21 protein-coding genes are annotated in these 17774 nt (G+C 70.4%); 11 read left to right on the top strand and 10 right to left on the bottom strand.

Annotation, left to right across the window (positions count from 1 at the left end):
- Window positions 1–42 precede the first annotated feature (42 nt).
- The 5 genes from O5O46_RS24495 to clpS all read right to left on the bottom strand — a co-directional run bounded on the left by O5O46_RS24495 (window position 43) and on the right by clpS (window position 3523).
- A complete protein-coding gene (locus O5O46_RS24495) occupies window positions 43–168 on the bottom strand; it encodes a putative leader peptide (RefSeq protein WP_269857797.1) in 126 nt (41 codons plus the stop codon).
- 87 nt (window positions 169–255) lie between these two features.
- A complete protein-coding gene (locus O5O46_RS24490) occupies window positions 256–687 on the bottom strand; it encodes a M67 family metallopeptidase (protein WP_269857716.1) in 432 nt (143 codons plus the stop codon).
- 119 nt (window positions 688–806) lie between these two features.
- Window positions 807–2264: an amino acid permease gene (locus tag O5O46_RS24485; protein WP_269857715.1), complete on the bottom strand. Its 1458-nt coding sequence runs from the start codon at window positions 2262–2264 to the stop codon at window positions 807–809.
- A gap of 322 nt (window positions 2265–2586) precedes the next feature.
- Complete coding sequence (locus O5O46_RS24480) at window positions 2587–3177, bottom strand: DUF2017 domain-containing protein (protein ID WP_269857714.1); 591 nt, start codon at window positions 3175–3177, stop codon at window positions 2587–2589.
- A 34-nt stretch (window positions 3178–3211) separates the two neighbouring features.
- Complete coding sequence (gene clpS / locus O5O46_RS24475) at window positions 3212–3523, bottom strand: ATP-dependent Clp protease adapter ClpS (protein WP_269857713.1); 312 nt, start codon at window positions 3521–3523, stop codon at window positions 3212–3214.
- A 129-nt stretch (window positions 3524–3652) separates the two neighbouring features.
- On the opposite strand from clpS, the gene O5O46_RS24470 reads away from it, so the two are divergent.
- From O5O46_RS24470 to O5O46_RS24460, 3 genes are all read left to right on the top strand, one after another.
- A complete protein-coding gene (locus O5O46_RS24470) occupies window positions 3653–3853 on the top strand; it encodes a hypothetical protein (RefSeq protein ID WP_269857712.1) in 201 nt (66 codons plus the stop codon).
- 10 nt (window positions 3854–3863) lie between these two features.
- Window positions 3864–5216: a nicotinate phosphoribosyltransferase gene (locus O5O46_RS24465; protein WP_443072612.1), complete on the top strand. Its 1353-nt coding sequence runs from the start codon at window positions 3864–3866 to the stop codon at window positions 5214–5216.
- Between the two features lie 81 nt (window positions 5217–5297).
- Window positions 5298–5906, top strand: a complete 609-nt coding sequence (locus O5O46_RS24460) for an isochorismatase family protein (protein WP_269857711.1) — start codon at window positions 5298–5300, stop codon at window positions 5904–5906.
- A gap of 3 nt (window positions 5907–5909) precedes the next feature.
- Here O5O46_RS24460 and O5O46_RS24455 read toward each other — a convergent pair whose 3' ends face one another.
- Window positions 5910–6230, bottom strand: a complete 321-nt coding sequence (locus tag O5O46_RS24455; protein ID WP_269857710.1) for a hypothetical protein — start codon at window positions 6228–6230, stop codon at window positions 5910–5912.
- A 320-nt stretch (window positions 6231–6550) separates the two neighbouring features.
- On the opposite strand from O5O46_RS24455, the gene O5O46_RS24450 reads away from it, so the two are divergent.
- Window positions 6551–6850 (top strand): hypothetical protein, encoded by a 300-nt coding sequence (locus tag O5O46_RS24450; RefSeq protein ID WP_269857709.1) that lies wholly within the window; start codon window positions 6551–6553, stop codon window positions 6848–6850.
- A gap of 16 nt (window positions 6851–6866) precedes the next feature.
- Here the strand turns inward: O5O46_RS24450 and O5O46_RS24445 are convergent, their stop codons facing one another.
- Together O5O46_RS24445 and O5O46_RS24440 are read right to left on the bottom strand one after the other, a co-directional pair.
- On the bottom strand, window positions 6867–7559 hold the full coding sequence (locus tag O5O46_RS24445) for an RDD family protein (protein ID WP_269857708.1): 693 nt from the start codon (window positions 7557–7559) through the stop codon (window positions 6867–6869).
- Window positions 7560–7631: 72 nt separating this feature from the next.
- Window positions 7632–9032, bottom strand: a complete 1401-nt coding sequence (locus O5O46_RS24440; RefSeq protein WP_443072616.1) for an RDD family protein — start codon at window positions 9030–9032, stop codon at window positions 7632–7634.
- A 339-nt stretch (window positions 9033–9371) separates the two neighbouring features.
- On the opposite strand from O5O46_RS24440, the gene O5O46_RS24435 reads away from it, so the two are divergent.
- A complete protein-coding gene (locus O5O46_RS24435; RefSeq protein WP_269857706.1) occupies window positions 9372–9848 on the top strand; it encodes an SsgA family sporulation/cell division regulator in 477 nt (158 codons plus the stop codon).
- A gap of 12 nt (window positions 9849–9860) precedes the next feature.
- Here the strand turns inward: O5O46_RS24435 and O5O46_RS24430 are convergent, their stop codons facing one another.
- Window positions 9861–11228 (bottom strand): FAD-binding oxidoreductase, encoded by a 1368-nt coding sequence (locus O5O46_RS24430; protein ID WP_269857705.1) that lies wholly within the window; start codon window positions 11226–11228, stop codon window positions 9861–9863.
- 92 nt (window positions 11229–11320) lie between these two features.
- A complete protein-coding gene (gene hppD / locus O5O46_RS24425) occupies window positions 11321–12445 on the bottom strand; it encodes a 4-hydroxyphenylpyruvate dioxygenase (protein WP_269857704.1) in 1125 nt (374 codons plus the stop codon).
- A 121-nt stretch (window positions 12446–12566) separates the two neighbouring features.
- Here hppD and O5O46_RS24420 point away from each other — a divergent pair, with 121 nt between their 5' ends.
- The 6 genes from O5O46_RS24420 to O5O46_RS24395 are packed head-to-tail and all read left to right on the top strand — an operon-like array spanning window position 12567 to window position 17772.
- The gene (locus tag O5O46_RS24420) at window positions 12567–13055 is read left to right on the top strand and encodes an Lrp/AsnC family transcriptional regulator (RefSeq protein WP_269857703.1); all 489 of its coding nucleotides are present in this window, start codon (window positions 12567–12569) and stop codon (window positions 13053–13055) included.
- Window positions 13056–13112: 57 nt separating this feature from the next.
- Window positions 13113–13760 (top strand): ABC transporter permease, encoded by a 648-nt coding sequence (locus O5O46_RS24415; RefSeq protein WP_269857787.1) that lies wholly within the window; start codon window positions 13113–13115, stop codon window positions 13758–13760.
- Complete coding sequence (locus O5O46_RS24410; RefSeq protein WP_269857702.1) at window positions 13753–15000, top strand: betaine/proline/choline family ABC transporter ATP-binding protein; 1248 nt, start codon at window positions 13753–13755, stop codon at window positions 14998–15000. The genes O5O46_RS24415 and O5O46_RS24410 overlap by 8 nt, the downstream gene beginning before the upstream one ends.
- A complete protein-coding gene (locus O5O46_RS24405; protein WP_269857701.1) occupies window positions 14997–15833 on the top strand; it encodes an ABC transporter permease in 837 nt (278 codons plus the stop codon). Before O5O46_RS24410 ends, O5O46_RS24405 begins: the two co-directional genes overlap by 4 nt.
- The gene (locus O5O46_RS24400) at window positions 15830–16792 is read left to right on the top strand and encodes a glycine betaine ABC transporter substrate-binding protein (protein ID WP_269857700.1); all 963 of its coding nucleotides are present in this window, start codon (window positions 15830–15832) and stop codon (window positions 16790–16792) included. The genes O5O46_RS24405 and O5O46_RS24400 overlap by 4 nt, the downstream gene beginning before the upstream one ends.
- On the top strand, window positions 16759–17772 hold the full coding sequence (locus O5O46_RS24395; protein WP_269857699.1) for a glycine betaine ABC transporter substrate-binding protein: 1014 nt from the start codon (window positions 16759–16761) through the stop codon (window positions 17770–17772). Before O5O46_RS24400 ends, O5O46_RS24395 begins: the two co-directional genes overlap by 34 nt.
- Window positions 17773–17774: the final 2 nt, after the last annotated feature.

Below are 17774 nucleotides of genomic sequence, written 5' to 3'. Positions count from 1 at the left end.
CCGGGCAGCGGGCTGAGCAGGGTGCGGCGGAGCTGTACGGGCTCAGGCCGGACGATGCGCCGCGCGGGTACACATGGCGCTGGCAAGACGGCACAGGTCGACGTGCAGCCGCGCGACGAGCAGTGTGCCCGGCGCCTTCTCGCTGTCGCTCACGTCGTGGACAACCATGCGGACATGGTATCGATTCCCCTCCTCAGCCCCAGCGCGCCGTCCCAGCATGCGGACATGGGTGTGGTCACCAGGGGCGCACACAGGCTACGCCGGGTAGCTTGTCACGATTTCCACCGGTTCCTCGGTGACCTCGCCATCCACAATGCGGAACGAGCGGAACGAGACCGGCCCCTCGTCATTGCCGCACTCGGCAGTGGAAACCAGGACGTAGTGGGCGCCCGGCTCGTTGGCGTACGAGATGTCGGTACGGGACGGATAGGCCTCGGTCGCGGTGTGCGAGTGGTAGATCACGACCGGCTCCTCGTCCCGGTCGTCCATCTCGCGGTAGAGCTTCAGCAGGTCCGTGGAGTCGAACTCGTAGAACGTGGGCGAGCGGGCCGCGTTCAGCATCGGGATGAACCGCTCGGCGCGGCCGGCCCCGGCCGGTCCCGCGACGACCCCGCACGCCTCGTCGGGGTGGTCGGCCCGCGCGTGGGCGACGATCTCGTCGTAAAGGGCCTGGGTGATGGTGAGCATGGCAAGAAGCATAAGAGTGGCCCGGAGGACCTCGTTCGAGGGTGGCGGCGGGCGGCGGGAGAGCGCAGAGGACAGGAAAAGGGCCGCCCCGAGCAGTCGGAGCGGCCCTCTTCACACCCTCACGCCTTGACGCGCTCGGCCTGACGCTCGACCGCGACGTCCTTCTTCGCGAAGACCTCCGGACGGCGGGCCCGGATCCCGAAGTACGAGACGATCATGATCACCGCCCAGACCGGGGCGCAGTAGAGCGAGACCCGGGCGTCCTTGTCGATGCCCATCTCCACGACCACCAGGCCGATGAAGGCGAGCGCGATCCAACTGGTCCACGGCGAACCCGGCATCCGGAAGTCGGAGGCGGGCAGACGGCCGAGGCGCACCGCCCGGCGGTACCGCAGATGGGAGCAGAGGATCATGATCCAGGCCCACATACCGGAGATGGTCGCGAACGAGACCACGTAGTTGAACGCGTTCGACGGCCACTGGTAGTTGATCCACACACCGACGAGCATGAAAGCGCCGGAGACGGTGGTGCCCAGCAGCGGTGTGCCGTTGCGGGTGAGCTTGGTGAAGGCCTTCGGGCCCTGGCCGTTGAGCGCGAGGTCGCGCAGCATACGGCCGGTCGAGTACATGCCGGAGTTGCAGGACGACAACGCGGCGCTGAGCACGACGAAGTTGACGATTCCGGCGCCGAGCGGCAGACCGACCTTCGCGAAGGCGGCGACGAACGGGCTTACGCCGGGCTGGAATTCGGTCCACGGCACCAGCGCCATGATGATGACGAGCGCGCCGACGTAGAAGAGGCCGATGCGCCACGGCACCGTGTTGATGGCCTTCGGCAGCACGGTCTTCGGGTCCTTGGACTCACCCGCGGTGACGCCCACCAACTCCACGGCGAGGAAGGCGAACATCACGATCTGTAGGGTCATCAGCGTGCCGCCGATTCCCTTCGGGAAGAATCCGCCGTCATTCCAGAGGTGGCTGATCGACGCGGTGTCACCGGCCTTGGAGAAGCCGAGGGTGAGCACCCCGATGCCGATCAGGATCATGCCGATGATCGCCGTCACCTTGACCATCGAGAACCAGAACTCCAACTCACCGAAGAGTTTCACGGAGATGAGGTTCACGAAGTACAGGGCGACGGTGAAGACCAGCGCGGACGTCCACTGCGGAACACCGGGCCACCAGTACTGGACGTAGCTGGCGGCGGCCGTCACCTCGGTGATGCCGGTGACCACCCAGAAAAGCCAGTAGGTCCAGCCGGTGACATACCCGAAGAACGGGCCGAGGAACTCCCGGGCGTACTCGGAGAAGCTTCCGGACACCGGGCGGTACATGAGCAGTTCGCCCAGCGCCCGCATGATGAGGAAGATGATGATGCCGACGACGGCATACGCCAGGATGAGACTCGGACCGGCCTTGGAAATCGCCTTGCCGGCACCGAGGAAAAGACCGGTGCCGATCGCGCCGCCAATTGCGATCATCTGGATCTGACGGTTTCCCAGTCCCCGGTGGTAACCCTCTTCCGAGGATTCCTCCGCGCCGCCGTCGATCACTGATTTGACCTGCTCTGAGGCCATGGTGGTGTGCGCCTTTCTCCACGTCTGCACGCCCGGCCGGCACTACGTGACCGGGCCGGGTACCGATTCCCCCGGATGGAGTCGCACGCCGACGATCGGTCGGCACAGCGCCGCCGCGTGGACATGGGTGGCGTCCTACGGCTGGTCGTGGATTCCTATCACGAGTGCGAGGATGATCCGCGCATACGAATGTGGCCTAGATCACGGAAAACTGCCGCAAAAAGGTGCACTTACGGACGAAACGCGTATCGCGGGTAACGCGATCGTTATGCGGAATTGAGCGTCCGCTGAGCGAACACCCGGCGAACAGCCAGGTACGGCGCTACGGCAGCAGGGTTTCGATCAGCGACTCCTGGAGGCCGCCGAGCCACATGTACGCCATCATCAACGGCTTGCGCGGATCCTCGTCCGGCAGCCGGTACAACTCGCTGTCCGGATCCTCGTCCACCCCCAGCCGGGTGCCGATGGTCAGCCGCAGGTCGTTGAGCGTGCCGAGCCAGCGCTGCGCCTGGTCACCGTCCACCCTGAGCACCGCGCCCCGGTCACCGGCCGGGGTGAGCGCGTCGAGCGCGTGCACCACGGCGAGCGCGTCCTCGCGCTTGCGGGACCGCAGGTCGTTCTCGGTGTAGCGGCGGAACTCGGCGGAGGCCGCCTCGGCCGCGGCGTCCGACGCCTTGTTCGGGTCGCAGTAGGCGTTGGGGAACAGCCGGGCGAGCGCGGGATCGGACGGCGGTTGGGTGGGGCCGTCGGCGAGCAGTGCGGCCAGCGGGTCGCTGTCGTCCGCGGACCCGCCGGGTCCGGGGCCGATCAGTTCGAGGAGCTGGACGGCGAGGCTGCGGAGAATGGAGATCTCCACCTCGTCGAGGGCGATCGCGGCTCCGCCGTCGGGGGCGGCTTCGAAGTATCCGGCCATGAGGCCCGTATGTCTCCGGGTAGTCGAAGGGGGGTCAGCGGTCCTGGCTGAGCGTGGCCCACAGACCGTAGCCGTGCATGGCCTGTACGTCGCGCTCCATCTCCTCGCGGGTGCCGCTGGAGACAACGGCGCGGCCCTTGTGGTGGACGTCCAGCATCAGCCTCTTGGCCTTGTCCTTCGGATAGCCGAAGTAGGCCTGGAAGACGTAGGTCACGTAGCTCATCAGGTTGACCGGGTCGTTGTGGACGATCGTCACCCAGGGGACGTCGGGTTTGGGCTCCTCGGATACCGCCTCGCTCGACTCGGTCCGCTCGATCTCCACGGGTGCGACACTCACCCTTCCCATGCTGCCACTTCCCGCCCCCCAACTCGCGCCGGGGGGCGCCCACCCCGGGCGCGGCGCACCCCTGGCCGGGGTGCGCGTCTCGCCGCGCGGACCGGACGCCCCGAGGCGGTCGGTTCCACCAGTGACGGTGTGTCCGGAGTTACGGACGCGGCGCCCGCGGTGGAGGCCGCTGAGGGGTCGTGCGGCACCGCCGGGTTCCGGCGGCGTGCCGAGGACCGGCCGTTCGACGGCGGCGAGTCGCCGGGGACCCGGCGGGCGGGCCGGAGGTCCGGCGCGGGAGCGACGGAGATCACGTCACTGGTAATCGTCAAGATGACGATTACGGGGTAGCATCCGAGTCATGGACACTCCAGCGATGTTGGCCGGGTCGGCTCTCGGGCTGCCGGTGGCGGTGCCGTCGACCGCCCTGTTCACCGACCGGTACGAGCTGACGATGCTGCAGGCCGCCCTGCGCAGCGGCGCGGCCCGTCGACACTCGGTCTTCGAGGTCTTCACCCGCCGCCTGCCGGAGGGCCGCCGCTACGGCGTCGTCGCGGGCACCGGCCGCGTACTGGACGCCGTGGAGAACTTCCGGTTCGACGCCGACGTACTGAGCTTCCTGGCCCGGGAGAAGGTCGTGGACCGCGCCACCCTGGACTGGCTGGCCGACTTCCGCTTCACCGGCGACATCCACGGCTACCCCGAGGGCGAGGTCTACTTCCCGGGCTCGCCGATCCTGCGGGTCGAGGGCACGTTCGGCGAGGCCATCCTGCTGGAGACGCTGGTCCTGTCGATCCTCAACCACGACTCGGCGGTCGCCGCCGCCGCGTCCCGGATGGCGGTCGCCGCGGGCAGCCGCCCGCTGATCGAGATGGGCGCCCGCCGCACCCATGAACTGGCCGCGGTGGCCGCGGCCCGCGCCGCGTACGTGGGCGGCTTCGCCACCACCTCGGACCTGGCCACGGGCTTCCGCTACAACATCCCCACCGTCGGCACCAGCGCCCACGCCTTCACCCTGCTGCACGACACCGAGCGCGACGCGTTCACCGCCCAGGTGGACGCCCTCGGCGCCGAAACGACCCTTCTGGTCGACACCTACGACCTGACCGAGGCGGTACGCACCGCCGTCGAGGTCGCCGGCCCCGAGCTGGGCGCGGTCCGGATCGACTCGGGCGACCTGCTGCTGCACGCCCACCGGGTCCGCCAGCAACTCGACTCGCTGGGCGCGAAGAACACCAAGATCGTGGTCACCTCCGACCTCGACGAGTACGCCATCGCCTCGCTGGCCGCCGCCCCCGTCGACGCGTACGGCGTGGGCACCTCGCTGGTCACCGGCAGCGGCCATCCGACCTGCTCGATGGTCTACAAGCTGGTCGCCCGCGCCCGGCACGACGCCGACGCCCCGGACAGCCCGCTGGTGCCGGTGGCGAAGAAGTCGCTGGGCGGCAAGGCCAGCACCGGCGGCCGCAAGTGGGCGGCGCGCCGACTGGACGCGGACGGCGTCGCCGAGGCCGAGGTGGTCGGCACCGGGCCGGTGCCGCCCGAGCTGGCCGACCGGCAGTTGCTGGCCCCGCTGGTACTGCGCGGCGAGGTGGTGGCCCGCGAGCCGCTGGACGCGGCGCGCACCCGGCACATCCAGGCCCGGGCCGGACTGCCGCTGTCGGCAACCCAGTTGTCGCGCGGCGAGCCCGTACTGCCCACCGAGTTCGTGTGACGGATAACCCGGTGGGTACTGACAGATGGGGCAACACCCCGATCCGGTACTACGCTTGGGGCCTTACGAAAGGCGTGCACAATGCACCGGGCACTGATCGTCGTTGACGTACAGAACGACTTCTGTGAGGGCGGCAGCCTGGCGGTGGAGGGCGGCGCCGACGTGGCCGCCGCGATCACCGATCTGGTGGGCGCCGCCGGAAGCGTGTACCGGCACGTGGCGGCCACCCGGGACTGCCACATCGCCGCCGGAGACCACTTCTCCGACCACCCCGACTTCCGGGCGACCTGGCCCCCGCACTGTGTGGCGGGCACCGAGGGCGTGGGCTTCCATCCGAACTTCGCACCGGCGGTGGCCTCCGGCGCGATCGACGCGGTCTTCGACAAGGGCGCGTACTCGGGCGCGTACAGCGGCTTCGAGGGCGTGGACGAGAACGGGATGGGCCTCGCGGCGTGGCTGCGCGACCGGGGCGTCGGCGAGGTCGACATCGTCGGCCTCGCCACCGACCACTGCGTGCGGGCCACCGCGCTGGACGCGGCGCGCGAGGGCTTCACCACCCGGGTGCTGCTCGATCTGACGGCGGGCGTGCTGCCGGAGACCACCGAGCGGGCCCTGGAGGAGATGCGGCACGCCGGGGTGCAGCTGCGCGGAACGCCGATGGCGGGCGGCAAGCCGGTGGTGACGGACTGAGGCTCAGCCGACCGCGCCGAGTCTGCGCAACGCCCGCAGCGGATGCCACAGCTCGGTGTCATCGGCGTGCCGGGACCGCCAGACCAGGCCGTCCGGATGGTGGAGCACGGCGCTGATCTCGTCCGGGGTGGGCGGCTCCGCGTTGCCGCTCAGCCGAACCGCGCGGAAGCCAAGGTTCCGGACCCTGGTGAGGGCGCGCTGCCGGTTGACCGCGTGTACCAGCACCCGCACGGCGGCCCCCGCGTGCCCATCGCCCGGGCGGGGCAGGGTCAGCGCCACGACAACGTTGCCATTGGGCAGCTTGGCGAAACCACCGGCGGCCACGACACCTCCTCACGGGTGGGACATACCGACAAGAACGATGATCAGGCCGAAGGGTGTGCCTCCGCCAGATGGCGGTGGTCCCACTCGCGGGTCATCTGACACTGTCCGGCGCGACACCTGTACGACCGGTTCCGAGAGGCGCACTGTGAAATCCGTGCGCCCCCTGTGCTCCGTACGGTCGGTTAGGTCACGCTTACCGGACGTTCCCATCGGGCATGCGGACTCGTAGAGTCATTGAGCGACACATCAAACACGCGAACGACTGAGAACGGACAACGCCCGACCGACTGACGTACCCCGCATCGAGGACGGATTCCGACATGCCGCGCCCGACCCCCGCACAGCTCGCCTATGGTTCGGCCACCGTCGTCTTCTCCACCATCGCCATGCTGCTGCTCTCCCGGGCCAGTTCGGGTGCGGGAGTCATCGTGATCGCGCTCGCCGGGCTGGCGCTCGGGGTGCTCGTCGCACTGACCTTCACCCTGCCCTGGGGAGCGCACACCACCCGGCAGTCCCGACCGGCCCGGCCGGCCGCCCCGGCGCGTCCGCACCGGGTGCCCCGCGCCCGTACCGGCCGTGCGGCCGAGCCGGTGCTCAGCGATCACTCGCTGCGCCACTGAACGCGGACACCTCCGGTCACTGCGCGGCGACCACCACGGTCTTCGCGGCCTTGTCGTGCAGCGCCTGCTGGTACGGCTTGTCCCAGAGCAGCCACAGGACGTTGACCAGCCAGAACAGCGAACCGCAGCACGGCACGATCGGCGGCAGCGCGTAGACGGCCGCGCGGGTCCAGCCCGGCTGACCGGCCGGTAGCGCGCCGTTGTCGAGCATCGCGACGCGGATCTTCATGAACTGCTTGCCGAAGGTCTGGCCGCGGGTGGTGAGCATGTAGCCGTCGTAGGCGAAGTACACCAGGGCGTAGATGAGTTCCTGCCAGAAGCTGCGGCCCGCCCGGTTGTAGTTGTAGCCGCCGAAGGCGAAGCCCAGGATGATGCCGAGCGGGATGCCGACGATCAGCGCGTCGATGATCCTCGCGACCAGCCGCTTGAACCGGTTGGCCAGCGGCGGCATCCCGGCGAGCGGATCGCTCCCGGCACGGCCGCCGGCCGGCGGTGGCGGCATCCGGCCGTAGGGCGGCTCGCCGCCGGCGCCGCTGGGCTCGCCGAACGGGCGGCCGGGCTCACCACCGGAAGCGGCGCTGGGCTCACCGGAGCCGCCGGGCGGCGTGGGATGCGGCGGGCGCTTCCGGAACGGATCGTCCTCGCGCGGCTGGGACGGTCCCTCCGGGGGCTCCTCGCCGGAGCCGGGCGTCGGCTGATCGGTACTCATAGACCGAGTCAAACCCGGCCACCCGCCGCGCGCCCCTGGTCGCACCCGTTCGGGCGACGCCAGGGTACGGGCTCAGCTGCCGCCCGCGACGAAGGTACGGGCTGCCTTGTCGTGCCAGCACTGCCGCCAAGGACGGTCGAACAGGCACCACAGGGCGTTGACGACGCCCACCACGACGAAGTCGAGCAGCTGGCGCACCAGCATGCGGCGCAGCGCCTGGCCGAAGCCGGGGGTGAGCTGCGACTCGATGTCGAGCACCCGCAGCTTGAGCAGCTTCTTGCCCAGGGTCCGGCCCCACTTGGCGGTGGGCAGCACCTCGTAGAGCAGCCCGGCCAGCAGCAGCGCGGCCAGCACGATGCCCAGGTACAGGCCGGTGGTGCCGTCGATCAGCCAGACCTGGACGTTCTCACCGCTCTGCCGAGCGGCGTCGATCTTGTCCTGGATGTGTCGTACCGAGGCGCTGACCAGGGGGAAGGCGCCCGCCGCGACCGCCGCGAGGACCAGCACGCTGTCGATGAGCCGGGCGGCCAGGCGGCGTCCGGTACCGGCCGGGCGGGCCTGCTCCTGCGCCTGGAGGAAGGGGTTGGCGACCGGCGGGCGCCACGGCAGGGCGGGCCCGGCGGCGCCGCTGTCACCGGCCAGCTCCTGCACCTGCCGCTGCCACGGCACGGGGTCGCCGCCCGCCTGGGGGTAGCCGTAGCCGCCCGGCAGCGGTTCGCCGCCCGGCGGGGGGAACCCGTAGCCGCCCGGCACGGGGGCCTGCGGCGGATAGGCGTAGGCGGCCTGGCCGGGGGCGGCCGGAGCGCCGTTCGCGGCGCCCTGGGGGTACGGGTGACCCCCGGACGCGTGCGGCGCACCCGGGACAGCCGAAGCGGCGCCCGGCGTGCCGCTGGCAGCCGTACCCGGCACAGCGGGGGCCGCCCCGAAGCCCGGCACACCGAACTCCGCCGCCGGCGCCCCCGACCCCGGCGGGCCGAAACCGCCCGCACCCGCGGGAGCACCGGCCCCCGGTCCCGGCGCGCCGGAACCACCCGTACCGGCGACGGCCGCGTCCCGAGGGTTGTCGGTCCCGGAACCAGCCGCGTCCGCCCCGGCGGCGTCTCCCTCCGACCCCCACCTCACCTTGCGGGCTGCCTCGCCGACCCCGGCCTGCCGGGCCGGATCCGCCTTCCAGGACATCCCGGAGGCCCCCGACGTCTCCGCCACCGGCGCGCCCGGATCCTCGTCGAGGAACATCGGCCCGGACTCGTCGATCGCCGGGGTGCGCGGCGGGGCCTGCGGGGTGACCGAGGGCGGCACGGCCGTCGCGGCGGTAGGAGGCGGGGCGAGCGTCTCGCCCGGCGCGGGCGCAGGGCGGCTGGTTCCGGGGACCCACGCCGCACCGTTCCAGTACCGGACGTATCCCGGAATCGACGGGTCTGGGTAATAGCCTTCGCGCGGCACCTGCTCACCACCGCCACCGGAGGACACCACAGCCCCCAACTCCCATCCTGGCCGACGTGCCCGGGTGCGAGACCCCCGGGAAGGACACTAGCGAAGACACTAACGAAGAACCCGGACCTCGGAAGACGCCCGTGGACACGGGCCCGAACACCGCGAACACGTGCGACGCACGTCCGTGCGGACGCACCCCGCTCACCGGTCTTCTTTAGCCGCTCGGGGCCCACGAGGGCAGCCGTTCCGGAAAATCCCAACATCGCGGCCCGAAGTCGCGTAATGGTGTGGGAGGTATGCGCTCTCTCCCGGTGCGGCCCCCCGCAGCGCCCGCTGCGTCACTCCGCCAGGGGCTGCCGAGGAAAGGACGTCGTCTTCATGCGCACCGTCGTGGAACGCGAACTGGAACTGACCCTGGTGCTGTCGCCCGAGCGCAGCGTCTGCGTACCGGCCCGGCTGGCCTACCGGACCGACGATCCGTTCGCCGTGCACATCACCTTCCATATCGGCTCCGACTCGCCGGTGAACTGGACGTTCGCCCGGGAGCTGCTGGTCGAGGGGGTGTTCCGGCCGTCCGGCCACGGCGATGTGCGGATCTGGCCGACGAAGGTGGAGGGCCGCAGTGTGATCTGCCTGGCGCTCAACTCCCCGGACGGCAGCGCGCTGTTGGAGGCACCGTCGTCTCCGATGGCCGCCTGGCTGGAGCGCACGCTGCGTGTGGTCCCGCCGGGCACCGAGCACGAACAGCTGGGTATGGAGGACGAACTGAGCCGGCTGCTCGCCCCCACCACGCTGGACGACCTGTGGCCGCACGGGGGTTGGCCGGGCGACGACAGCCCGGAGGCGGGGGCCTAGCGCCGCCGTGGTTCAGAACAGCTTGCCGGGATTGAGCAGGCCCAGCGGGTCGAAGACCTGCTTGATGCCGCGTTGCAACTCCACGCCCACCGGGCCGAGTTCGCGGGCCAGCCAGTCCTTCTTCAGGACCCCGACGCCGTGTTCGCCGGTGATCGTTCCGCCCAGCTCCAGGCCGAGCGCCATGATCTCGTCGAAGGAGGCGCGGGCCCGCCGGGTGGCGTCGGGGTCGGCCGCGTCGAAGCAGACCACGGGGTGGGTGTTGCCGTCTCCCGCGTGCGCGCACACCCCGATCACCAGGTCGTGCCGGTCGGCGATGGCGGCGACCCCGTCCAGCATCGCGGCCAGCCGGGAGCGCGGTACCGCCACGTCGTCGATCATGGTGGTGCCGGTCATCCGCTCCAGGGCGGGCAGCGACATCCGCCGGGCCTGCAGGAGGAGTTCGGATTCGGCCGGGTCCTCTGCGGGCACCACCGTGGTCGCCCCGGCGGCCGTGCACAGTTCGCCGACCGCGGCCAGGTCGGCCGCCGGGTCGGGGGTGTCGAAGGCGGCCAGCAGCAGCGCCTCGGTGGTCTCCGGCAGCCCCATCCGCGCCATCTCGTTGACCGCCCGGATGGTGGTGCGGTCCATCAGTTCGAGCAGCGACGGCACGTGTCCGGCCGACATGATCGCGCAGATCGCCTCGCACGCGGTGGCGTTCGACGGGAACTCGGCCGCCAGCGCCAACTGCCGTGGCGGGGTGGGCCTGAGCGCCAGCACCGCCTTGACGACGACGCCCAGACTGCCCTCGGAGCCGACGAACAGCCGGGTGAGGTCGTAGCCGGCGACGCCCTTGGCGGTGCGCCGCCCGGTGCGCAGCAACCGCCCGTCGGCCAGGACGACTTCGAGGCCGAGCACGTACTCGGCGGTGACCCCGTACTTCACACAGCACAGCCCGCCGGAGCCGGTGCCGATGTTGCCGCCGATGGTGCACTGCTCCCAACTCGACGGATCCGGTGGGTAGTACAGGCCCTGCTCGCTGACGGCACGGGAGAGCACCGCGTTGACCACGCCCGGTTCGACCACCGCGATGCGGTTGACGGTGTCGATCTCCAGGATGCGGTCCATCCTGACCAGGGAGAGCAGCACACAGCCCTCGCTGGCGTTGGCCGCTCCGGACAGGCCGGTGCGGGCGCCCTGCGGGACGACCGGGACGCGCAGTTCGGTCGCGGTGCGCATGACGTGCTGCACCTGCTCCACCGTGCGCGGCAGCACGACGACAGCCGGTGCCCCGGCATCGCAGAAGCTCGCCATGTCCCGGGCGTACGAGGTGGTGACGTCCTGGTCGGTCAGCACCGCCTCGTCCGGCAGTCCCGCACGCAGCCGTTCCACAAGATCCGTCATGCCCTCAGCGTCGCACCGAGCGGCCGCGAGCGAAAGCACGCGGCCGCCGGCCGAGGGCGGAGGATCTTCGGGGCGACGCCCCGGACCCCGGCTCACAGGTTGCCGCGGCGCTCCTGCTCGCGCTCGATGGCCTCGAAGAGGGCCTTGAAGTTCCCCTTGCCGAAGCCCATGGAGCCGTGCCGCTCGATCATCTCGAAGAAGACCGTCGGCCGGTCCTGCACCGGCTTGGTGAAGATCTGCAGCAGGTAGCCGTCCTCGTCGCGGTCGGCGAGGATCTTCAGCTCGCGCAGTGTGTCGATCGGTACCCGGGTCTCGCCGACCCACTCGCCGAGGGTGTCGTAGTACGAGTCGGGCGTGTCGAGGAACTCCACACCGGCCGCCCGCATCGCCCGCACCGTGGAGACGATGTCGTTGGTCGCCAGCGCGATGTGCTGCACGCCGGGGCCGCCGTAGAACTCCAGGTACTCGTCGATCTGGGACTTCTTCTTGGCGATGGCGGGCTCGTTGAGCGGGAACTTCACCTTGCGGGTGCCGTCGGCGACCACCTTGGACATCAGCGCCGAGTACTCGGTGGCGATGTCGTCGCCGACGAACTCCTTCATGTTGGTGAAGCCCATGACCTTGTTGTAGAAGGCCACCCACTCGTCCATCTTGCCCAGCTCGACGTTGCCGACGCAGTGGTCGATGGCCTGGAAGCGGCGGGCGCCGGGTTCGACCATCGGCTTGGCGGCCACGAAGCCGGGCAGGTAGGGGCCGTCGTAGCCGGTGCGCTCGACGAGGGTGTGGCGGGTCTGGCCGTAGGTGGCGATGGCGGCGACCACGACCGTGCCGTGCTCGTCCTTCAGCTCGTACGGCTCGTCGAGGCCGGTGGCGCCGTGCGCCACGGCGTGCTCGTACGCGGCGCGGGCGTCCGGCACCTCGATCGCCAGGTCCACGACACCGTCGCCGTGCTCGGCGACGTGCTCGCTGAGGAAGTGGCCGCGGTCGGTCTCCGCCTTGATGACGGAGGTGAACACGAAGCGGGCGCCGCCGGACTCCAGGACGTAACTGGCGGTCTCACGGCTGCCGTTCTCCGGGCCCGAGTAGGCGACGAGCTTCATCCCGAAGGCGGTGGAGTAGTAGTGCGCGGCCTGCTTGGCGTTGCCGACCGCGAAGACGACGGCGTCCATGCCCTTGACCGGGAATGCGTCCTTGGTCTTGTCCTGGGTCTCAGTCATGGCGAAAGCCTCCCGCCACGCTTCATAGTGCGCAATAGTTTGCGAAATCACTGGACATGCTGTGCAGCACTAGCCCGGATTCACCGGTCAATCTGTGCATGATGACCATCGAGGAGGCGCTATGGGCATCGATCCGCTCGACGGGCGGCTGATCAAGCTGCTGGAGCGGGAGCCGAGGATAGGGGTACTGGAGGCGTCCCGACGGCTGGGGGTGGCGCGCGGCACGGTCCAGGCGCGGCTCGACCGCATGCGGGCCAAAGGGGTGATCCGGGGCTTCGGCCCCCAGGTGGATCCAGCGGCGCTCGGCTACCCGGTCACCGCCTTCGCCACGCTGGAGATCAAGCAGGGCCAAGGCCCGGACGTACGGGCCCACTTGGCGACCGTGCCCGAGGTGCTGGAACTGCACACCACCACCGGGCACGGGGACATGCTGTGCCGTCTGGTGGCCCGCTCGAACGCCGATCTCCAACGTGTGATCGACCGGGTCGTGGGTTTTGATGGCATCGTGCGAGCTTCCACGGCGATCGTCATGGAAAATCCGGTTCCGTACCGGATCATCCCGCTGGTGGAGCAGGCATCGCAGGACGGAACAGCGCGGGACGGGGCGTAGACGCCTGGTAGACGCCTTTGTGTGGCCGTCAGTACGGTGATGCGTCAGGAGGCCGACGTGGACTTCTGGAGTTTCGTCAGCGACCGGCGTCAGCAGTTGCTGACGGACACGTACCAGCACGCCAGCGCGGTGTTCCAGTGCATGGTGGTCGCCTCCGCGGTCGGCATCGGCATCGGCGTGCTGACGTACCGCAACGACCGGGCCGGACGGCTGGCCATCGCCACCACCGTGACGATCATGACCGTGCCGTCGTACGCGCTGCTCGGCCTGCTGATCCCGGTACTGGGCCTGGGCGTGCCGCCCACCGTGACGGCGCTGGTGCTCTACGCGCTGCTGCCCATCCTGCGCAACGCCATCGTGGGGCTGCGCGGAGTCGACCCCACGCTGGTGGACGCCGCCCGGGGCATCGGGATGAGCCGGACCGCCCAGATCCTCAAGGTCGAACTGCCACTGGCCTGGCCGTCCATCCTCACCGGCATCCGGGTGGCCACCCAGATGCTGATGGGCATCGCCGCCGTCGCCGCCTACGCCTCGGGCCCCGGCCTGGGCAACGAGATCTTCAACGGCATCTCCAGCCTGGGCAGCGCCAACGCGCTCAACCAGGTGCTGGCCGGAACGCTCGGCATCGTCGTACTGGCCCTGCTGTTCGACTTCGCCCTGGCGCTGATCGGACGGCTGACCACCTCAAGGGGGATCCGTGGTTGACCGCCAGCGGGCCGTCACCGGCGCGGTGATAGAGCTGGACGACCTCACCAAGCGCTACCCGGGCAGCCAGCAGCCCGCGGTGGACGGCGTCAACATGGAGATCGCCGCCGGTGAGACGGTGATCCTGGTCGGCCCGTCCGGCTGCGGCAAGTCCACCACACTGCGGATGATCAACCGGCTGATAGAGCCCAGCTCCGGCCGGATCAGGATCGACGGCGAGGACGTCACCGACATCGACCCGGTGCGGCTGCGCCGCCGGATCGGCTACGCCATCCAGTCCTCCGGTCTCTTCCCGCACATGACGGTCGCGGAGAACATCGCGCAGGTGCCGAAGATGATCGGCTGGCCCAAGGCGCGGATCAGGGAGCGGGTCGAGGAGATGCTGGACCTGGTCGGACTCGACCCACGCGAGTTCCACCACCGCTACCCGCGCCAGCTCTCCGGCGGCCAGCAGCAGCGCGTCGGGGTCGCCAGGGCGCTGGCCGCCGATCCGCCGGTGCTGCTGATGGACGAACCGTTCGGCGCGGTCGACCCGATCACCCGCGACCACCTGCAGGACGAACTGATCAGGTTGCAGCACGAGTTGCACAAGACGATCGTCTTCGTCACCCATGACTTCGACGAGGCGATCAAGCTCGGCGACCGCATCGCGGTGCTGCGCGAGCAGTCGCACATCGCCCAGTTCGACACCCCGGAGGCGATCCTCACCAACCCCTCGGACGACTTCGTCTCCGGCTTCGTCGGCGCGGGCGCGGCGCTCAAGCGGCTCAACCTGACCCGGGTGCGCGACGTGACGATCGAGGACGTCCCCACCGTCACCATGGACGACCCGCTCCAGGAGATCTTCGACAAGCTGCGCGAGCGCGGCGGCAACGAACTGCTGCTGCTCGACCGGCGGCAGCGCCCGTACAAGTGGCTGCGGCGCGGCGACCTGATGCGCGCCAAGGGCTCGCTGGCCAGGGCGGGCACGCTGGTCACCCACCACGTCACCCGGGACGCCACGCTGCGGGACGCGCTGGAGGCGGTGCTCACCGACAGCGCGGGCCGGGTGCCGGTCACCGGGCGGCGCGGGGAGTACGTCGGTGTGGTCGACATGGAGACGCTGCTGAACTCGGTGCACCGGTTGCTGGAGGCCGACCGGATGGCCGCCCTTGAGCACCGGCACGACCTGGAGGAGGCGCGCGCCCACCAGACCCAGCAGCGGCTGGAGACCGGCTTCGCCGGGGGCGAGCGGCCATGACCGGCGGCCCGGAGAAGCACGAGCGGCTGGCCGAACGGCAGGACCCGGGCGGCGAGCCGGAACAGCCGGTCGTCTCAATGCTGCCCAGCACCCCCGGCCGCAGGGTCTCGGCCAAGCGGCTGGTGCTCACCCCGATCGTGGTCGCACTGGCGCTGGTCGCCACCTATCTGTGGATCAGCAACATCCAGCTGGACTCCATCGAACGCAACTCGCTGAACGGCGGCGCGGTCCGCCAGGCGCTGTGGCAGCAGATCAAGCTGGTCGCGTACTCCACCTTCTTCGTGCTGGTGATCGCCATCCCGCTGGGCATCGCGCTCACCCGTCAACGACTTCGCGGCGCCGCCCCGTTGGCCACCGCCGTCGCCAACCTCGGCCAGTCCATCCCGTCCATCGGCCTGCTGGCGCTGCTCACCTTCTGGCTGGGCATCGGCCCGCACACCGCGCTGGTCGGCATGGTGGCGTACGCGGTGCTGCCGGTGCTCAGCAACACCATGAGCGGGCTGCGGGCCATCGACCCGAGCCTGGTGGACGCGGCGCGCGGCATCGGCATGTCCGGCTGGGGCGTGCTGCGCAAGGTCGAACTGCCGCTGGCGGTACCGCTGATCCTCGCCGGGGTGCGCAACGCGCTGGTGCTCAACGTGGGCACCGGCACGCTCGCCGGGTTCGTCAGCGGCGGCGGGCTGGGCACGATCATCACCAACGGCATCGTCACCCAGCGCACCCGGGTGCTGATCGTCGGCTCGGTGCTCGCGGTGGCGCTGGCGCTGCTGGTGGACTGGCTGGCGTCACTGGCCGAGCTGCGGATGACCCCGCACGGGCTGGAGGCGGGGTGAGCCGTCCGCTGTGCGCCGTGCTGGCCCTGCTGGGGGCGCTTTCCGGGTGCGGGCTGCACAGCGGCGGGCAGATCGCGGACACCGTCAGGCCGGGTTCCGTCGGCGCGGGCCGCCCGCTGTCCGGCGCACGGTTGACGGTCGCCTCCAAGCAGGACACCGAGCAGCGCATCCTGGGCCAGATCACCGGCCTGGTGCTCAAGGCGGCGGGCGCCACGGTACGGGACCACACCGGCATCAGCGGCTCGATCGGCGCCCGCCAGTCGATGCTCAGCGGGGCGGCGGACGCGATGTACGACTACACCGGCACCGCCTGGATCACCTACCTCGGCCACACCCGACCCATCACCGACCCGCACGCCCAGTGGCGGGCGGTACGCGACCAGGACGCCCGCAACGGACTGGCCTGGCTGCCGATGGCGCGGCTGAACAACACCTACGCGTTCGCCGTCAACCGGGACAACGCCGCGCGCTACAAGCTGCGGACGCTCTCCGACGTGGCGGCGCTGGCCCGGCGCTCGCCGTCGGCCCTGACCATCTGCGCGGACAACGAGTTCGCGGTGCGCGACGACGGGCTGCCCGGCGTGCTGCGGGCATACGGCGTCTCGGTGCCGAAATCACGGATCATGACGATGGACGCCGGGCTGATCTACACCCAGATCGCGGCGGGAAGTCCCTGCCTGATCGGCGACGTGTACGCCACCGACGGACGGATCGAGGCGGACCGGCTGACCGTGCTCACCGACGACCGGCACTTCTTCCCCGACTACAACGCGGCCCCGGTCGTCTACGGCGCAACGCTGCGGCGCTACCCCCAACTCGCCGGGCTGCTCGGCCCGGTGACCGCCAGGCTCACCACCGAGGAGGCGCGCAGGCTGGGCGCCGAGGTCGACGTGGAGGGCAAGGACCCGCGGGAGGTGGCGAGGTCATGGCTGATCGACCAGGGCTTCCTGCGCCGGTGAACGCGGTGCGCGCGGTGGCGCTCTGCGCGGCCCTCGCCCTGTGCGGCACGGCCGCGCTCTGCGGCTGCGGGCTCAGGAGCGGCCAGGCCATCGCCGACCCGGTGCAGCCCGGCTCGATCGGCCAGGGGAAACCACTCAGGGGAGTGACGCTGACGGTCACCTCCAAGAACTTCAGCGAACAGATCATCCTCGGCGAGATGATGGGCCTGGCGCTCAAGGCGGCGGGCGCCACGGTCATCGACAAGACCAACATCCAGGGCTCCATCGGCGCCCGCCAGGCGGTGCTCAAGGGCACGGCGGACGCCATGTACGAGTACACCGGCACCGCCTGGATCACCTACCTCGGACACACCCGACCCATCACCGACCCGCACGCCCAGTGGCAGGCGGTACGCGACCAGGACGCCCGCAACGGCCTGACCTGGCTGCCGCCTGCCACCCTCGACAACACCTACGCGCTGGCGTCGAACCAGGCCAACCAGAGGCGGTACGGCTACTCCACGCTGTCCGACGTGGCCGCACTGTCGCGGTCGGACCCGGGCGTGGTCACCCTCTGCGTGGAGAACGAGTTCGACGTGCGTGACGACGGCCTGCCCGGCATGGAGAAGGCGTACGGCATGCGCATCCCGGTCAGGAACATCCGGATCATGGACAGCGGAATCGTCTACACCCAGGTCTCCCAGGGCACCTCCTGCGCGCTGGGCGAGGTGTTCACCACCGACGGCCGGATAGCCGCCAGGCACCTGCGGGTGCTCGCGGACGACCGGCACTTCTTCCCCGACTACAACGCGGCCCCGGAGATCAACAGCCGCTCGCTGCGCTCCCATCCGGCGATCGCCACCGTGCTCGAACCCATCACGGCCAAGCTCACCACCGAGAACCAGCGGCGGCTCAACGCCAAGGTGGACGTGGACGGCCAGGACCCGCGCGAGGTCGCCAAGGACTGGCTGGTTCGCGAGGGGTTCATCAAGTCCGGTTGAAC

Origin of the sequence: Streptomyces sp. RPT161, assembly GCF_027533845.1 — a bacterium.
Classification (GTDB): Bacteria; Actinomycetota; Actinomycetes; order Streptomycetales; family Streptomycetaceae; genus Streptantibioticus_A; species Streptantibioticus_A silvisoli_A.
This window is presented reverse-complemented; position numbering and strand designations above follow the sequence as displayed.

Bases quoted from the DNA above. Each gene is read 5' to 3' on its own strand.
- O5O46_RS24430 (WP_269857705.1), bottom strand. From the start codon at position 11,228: ATGACGGATCTTGTGGAACGGCTGCGTGCGGGACTGCCGGACGAGGCG.
- clpS (WP_269857713.1), bottom strand. From the start codon at position 3,523: ATGGGAAGGGTGAGTGTCGCACCCGTGGAGATCGAGCGGACCGAGTCG.
- O5O46_RS24490 (WP_269857716.1), bottom strand. From the start codon at position 687: ATGCTCACCATCACCCAGGCCCTTTACGACGAGATCGTCGCCCACGCG.
- O5O46_RS24420 (WP_269857703.1), top strand. From the start codon at position 12,567: ATGGGCATCGATCCGCTCGACGGGCGGCTGATCAAGCTGCTGGAGCGG.
- O5O46_RS24450 (WP_269857709.1), top strand. From the start codon at position 6,551: ATGCCGCGCCCGACCCCCGCACAGCTCGCCTATGGTTCGGCCACCGTC.
- O5O46_RS24465 (WP_443072612.1), top strand. From the start codon at position 3,864: ATGGACACTCCAGCGATGTTGGCCGGGTCGGCTCTCGGGCTGCCGGTG.
- O5O46_RS24485 (WP_269857715.1), bottom strand. From the start codon at position 2,264: ATGGCCTCAGAGCAGGTCAAATCAGTGATCGACGGCGGCGCGGAGGAA.
- O5O46_RS24480 (WP_269857714.1), bottom strand. From the start codon at position 3,177: ATGGCCGGATACTTCGAAGCCGCCCCCGACGGCGGAGCCGCGATCGCC.
- O5O46_RS24445 (WP_269857708.1), bottom strand. From the start codon at position 7,559: ATGAGTACCGATCAGCCGACGCCCGGCTCCGGCGAGGAGCCCCCGGAG.
- O5O46_RS24395 (WP_269857699.1), top strand. From the start codon at position 16,759: ATGGCTGATCGACCAGGGCTTCCTGCGCCGGTGAACGCGGTGCGCGCG.
- O5O46_RS24460 (WP_269857711.1), top strand. From the start codon at position 5,298: ATGCACCGGGCACTGATCGTCGTTGACGTACAGAACGACTTCTGTGAG.
- hppD (WP_269857704.1), bottom strand. From the start codon at position 12,445: ATGACTGAGACCCAGGACAAGACCAAGGACGCATTCCCGGTCAAGGGC.
- O5O46_RS24405 (WP_269857701.1), top strand. From the start codon at position 14,997: ATGACCGGCGGCCCGGAGAAGCACGAGCGGCTGGCCGAACGGCAGGAC.
- O5O46_RS24435 (WP_269857706.1), top strand. From the start codon at position 9,372: ATGCGCACCGTCGTGGAACGCGAACTGGAACTGACCCTGGTGCTGTCG.
- O5O46_RS24495 (WP_269857797.1), bottom strand. From the start codon at position 168: ATGGTTGTCCACGACGTGAGCGACAGCGAGAAGGCGCCGGGCACACTG.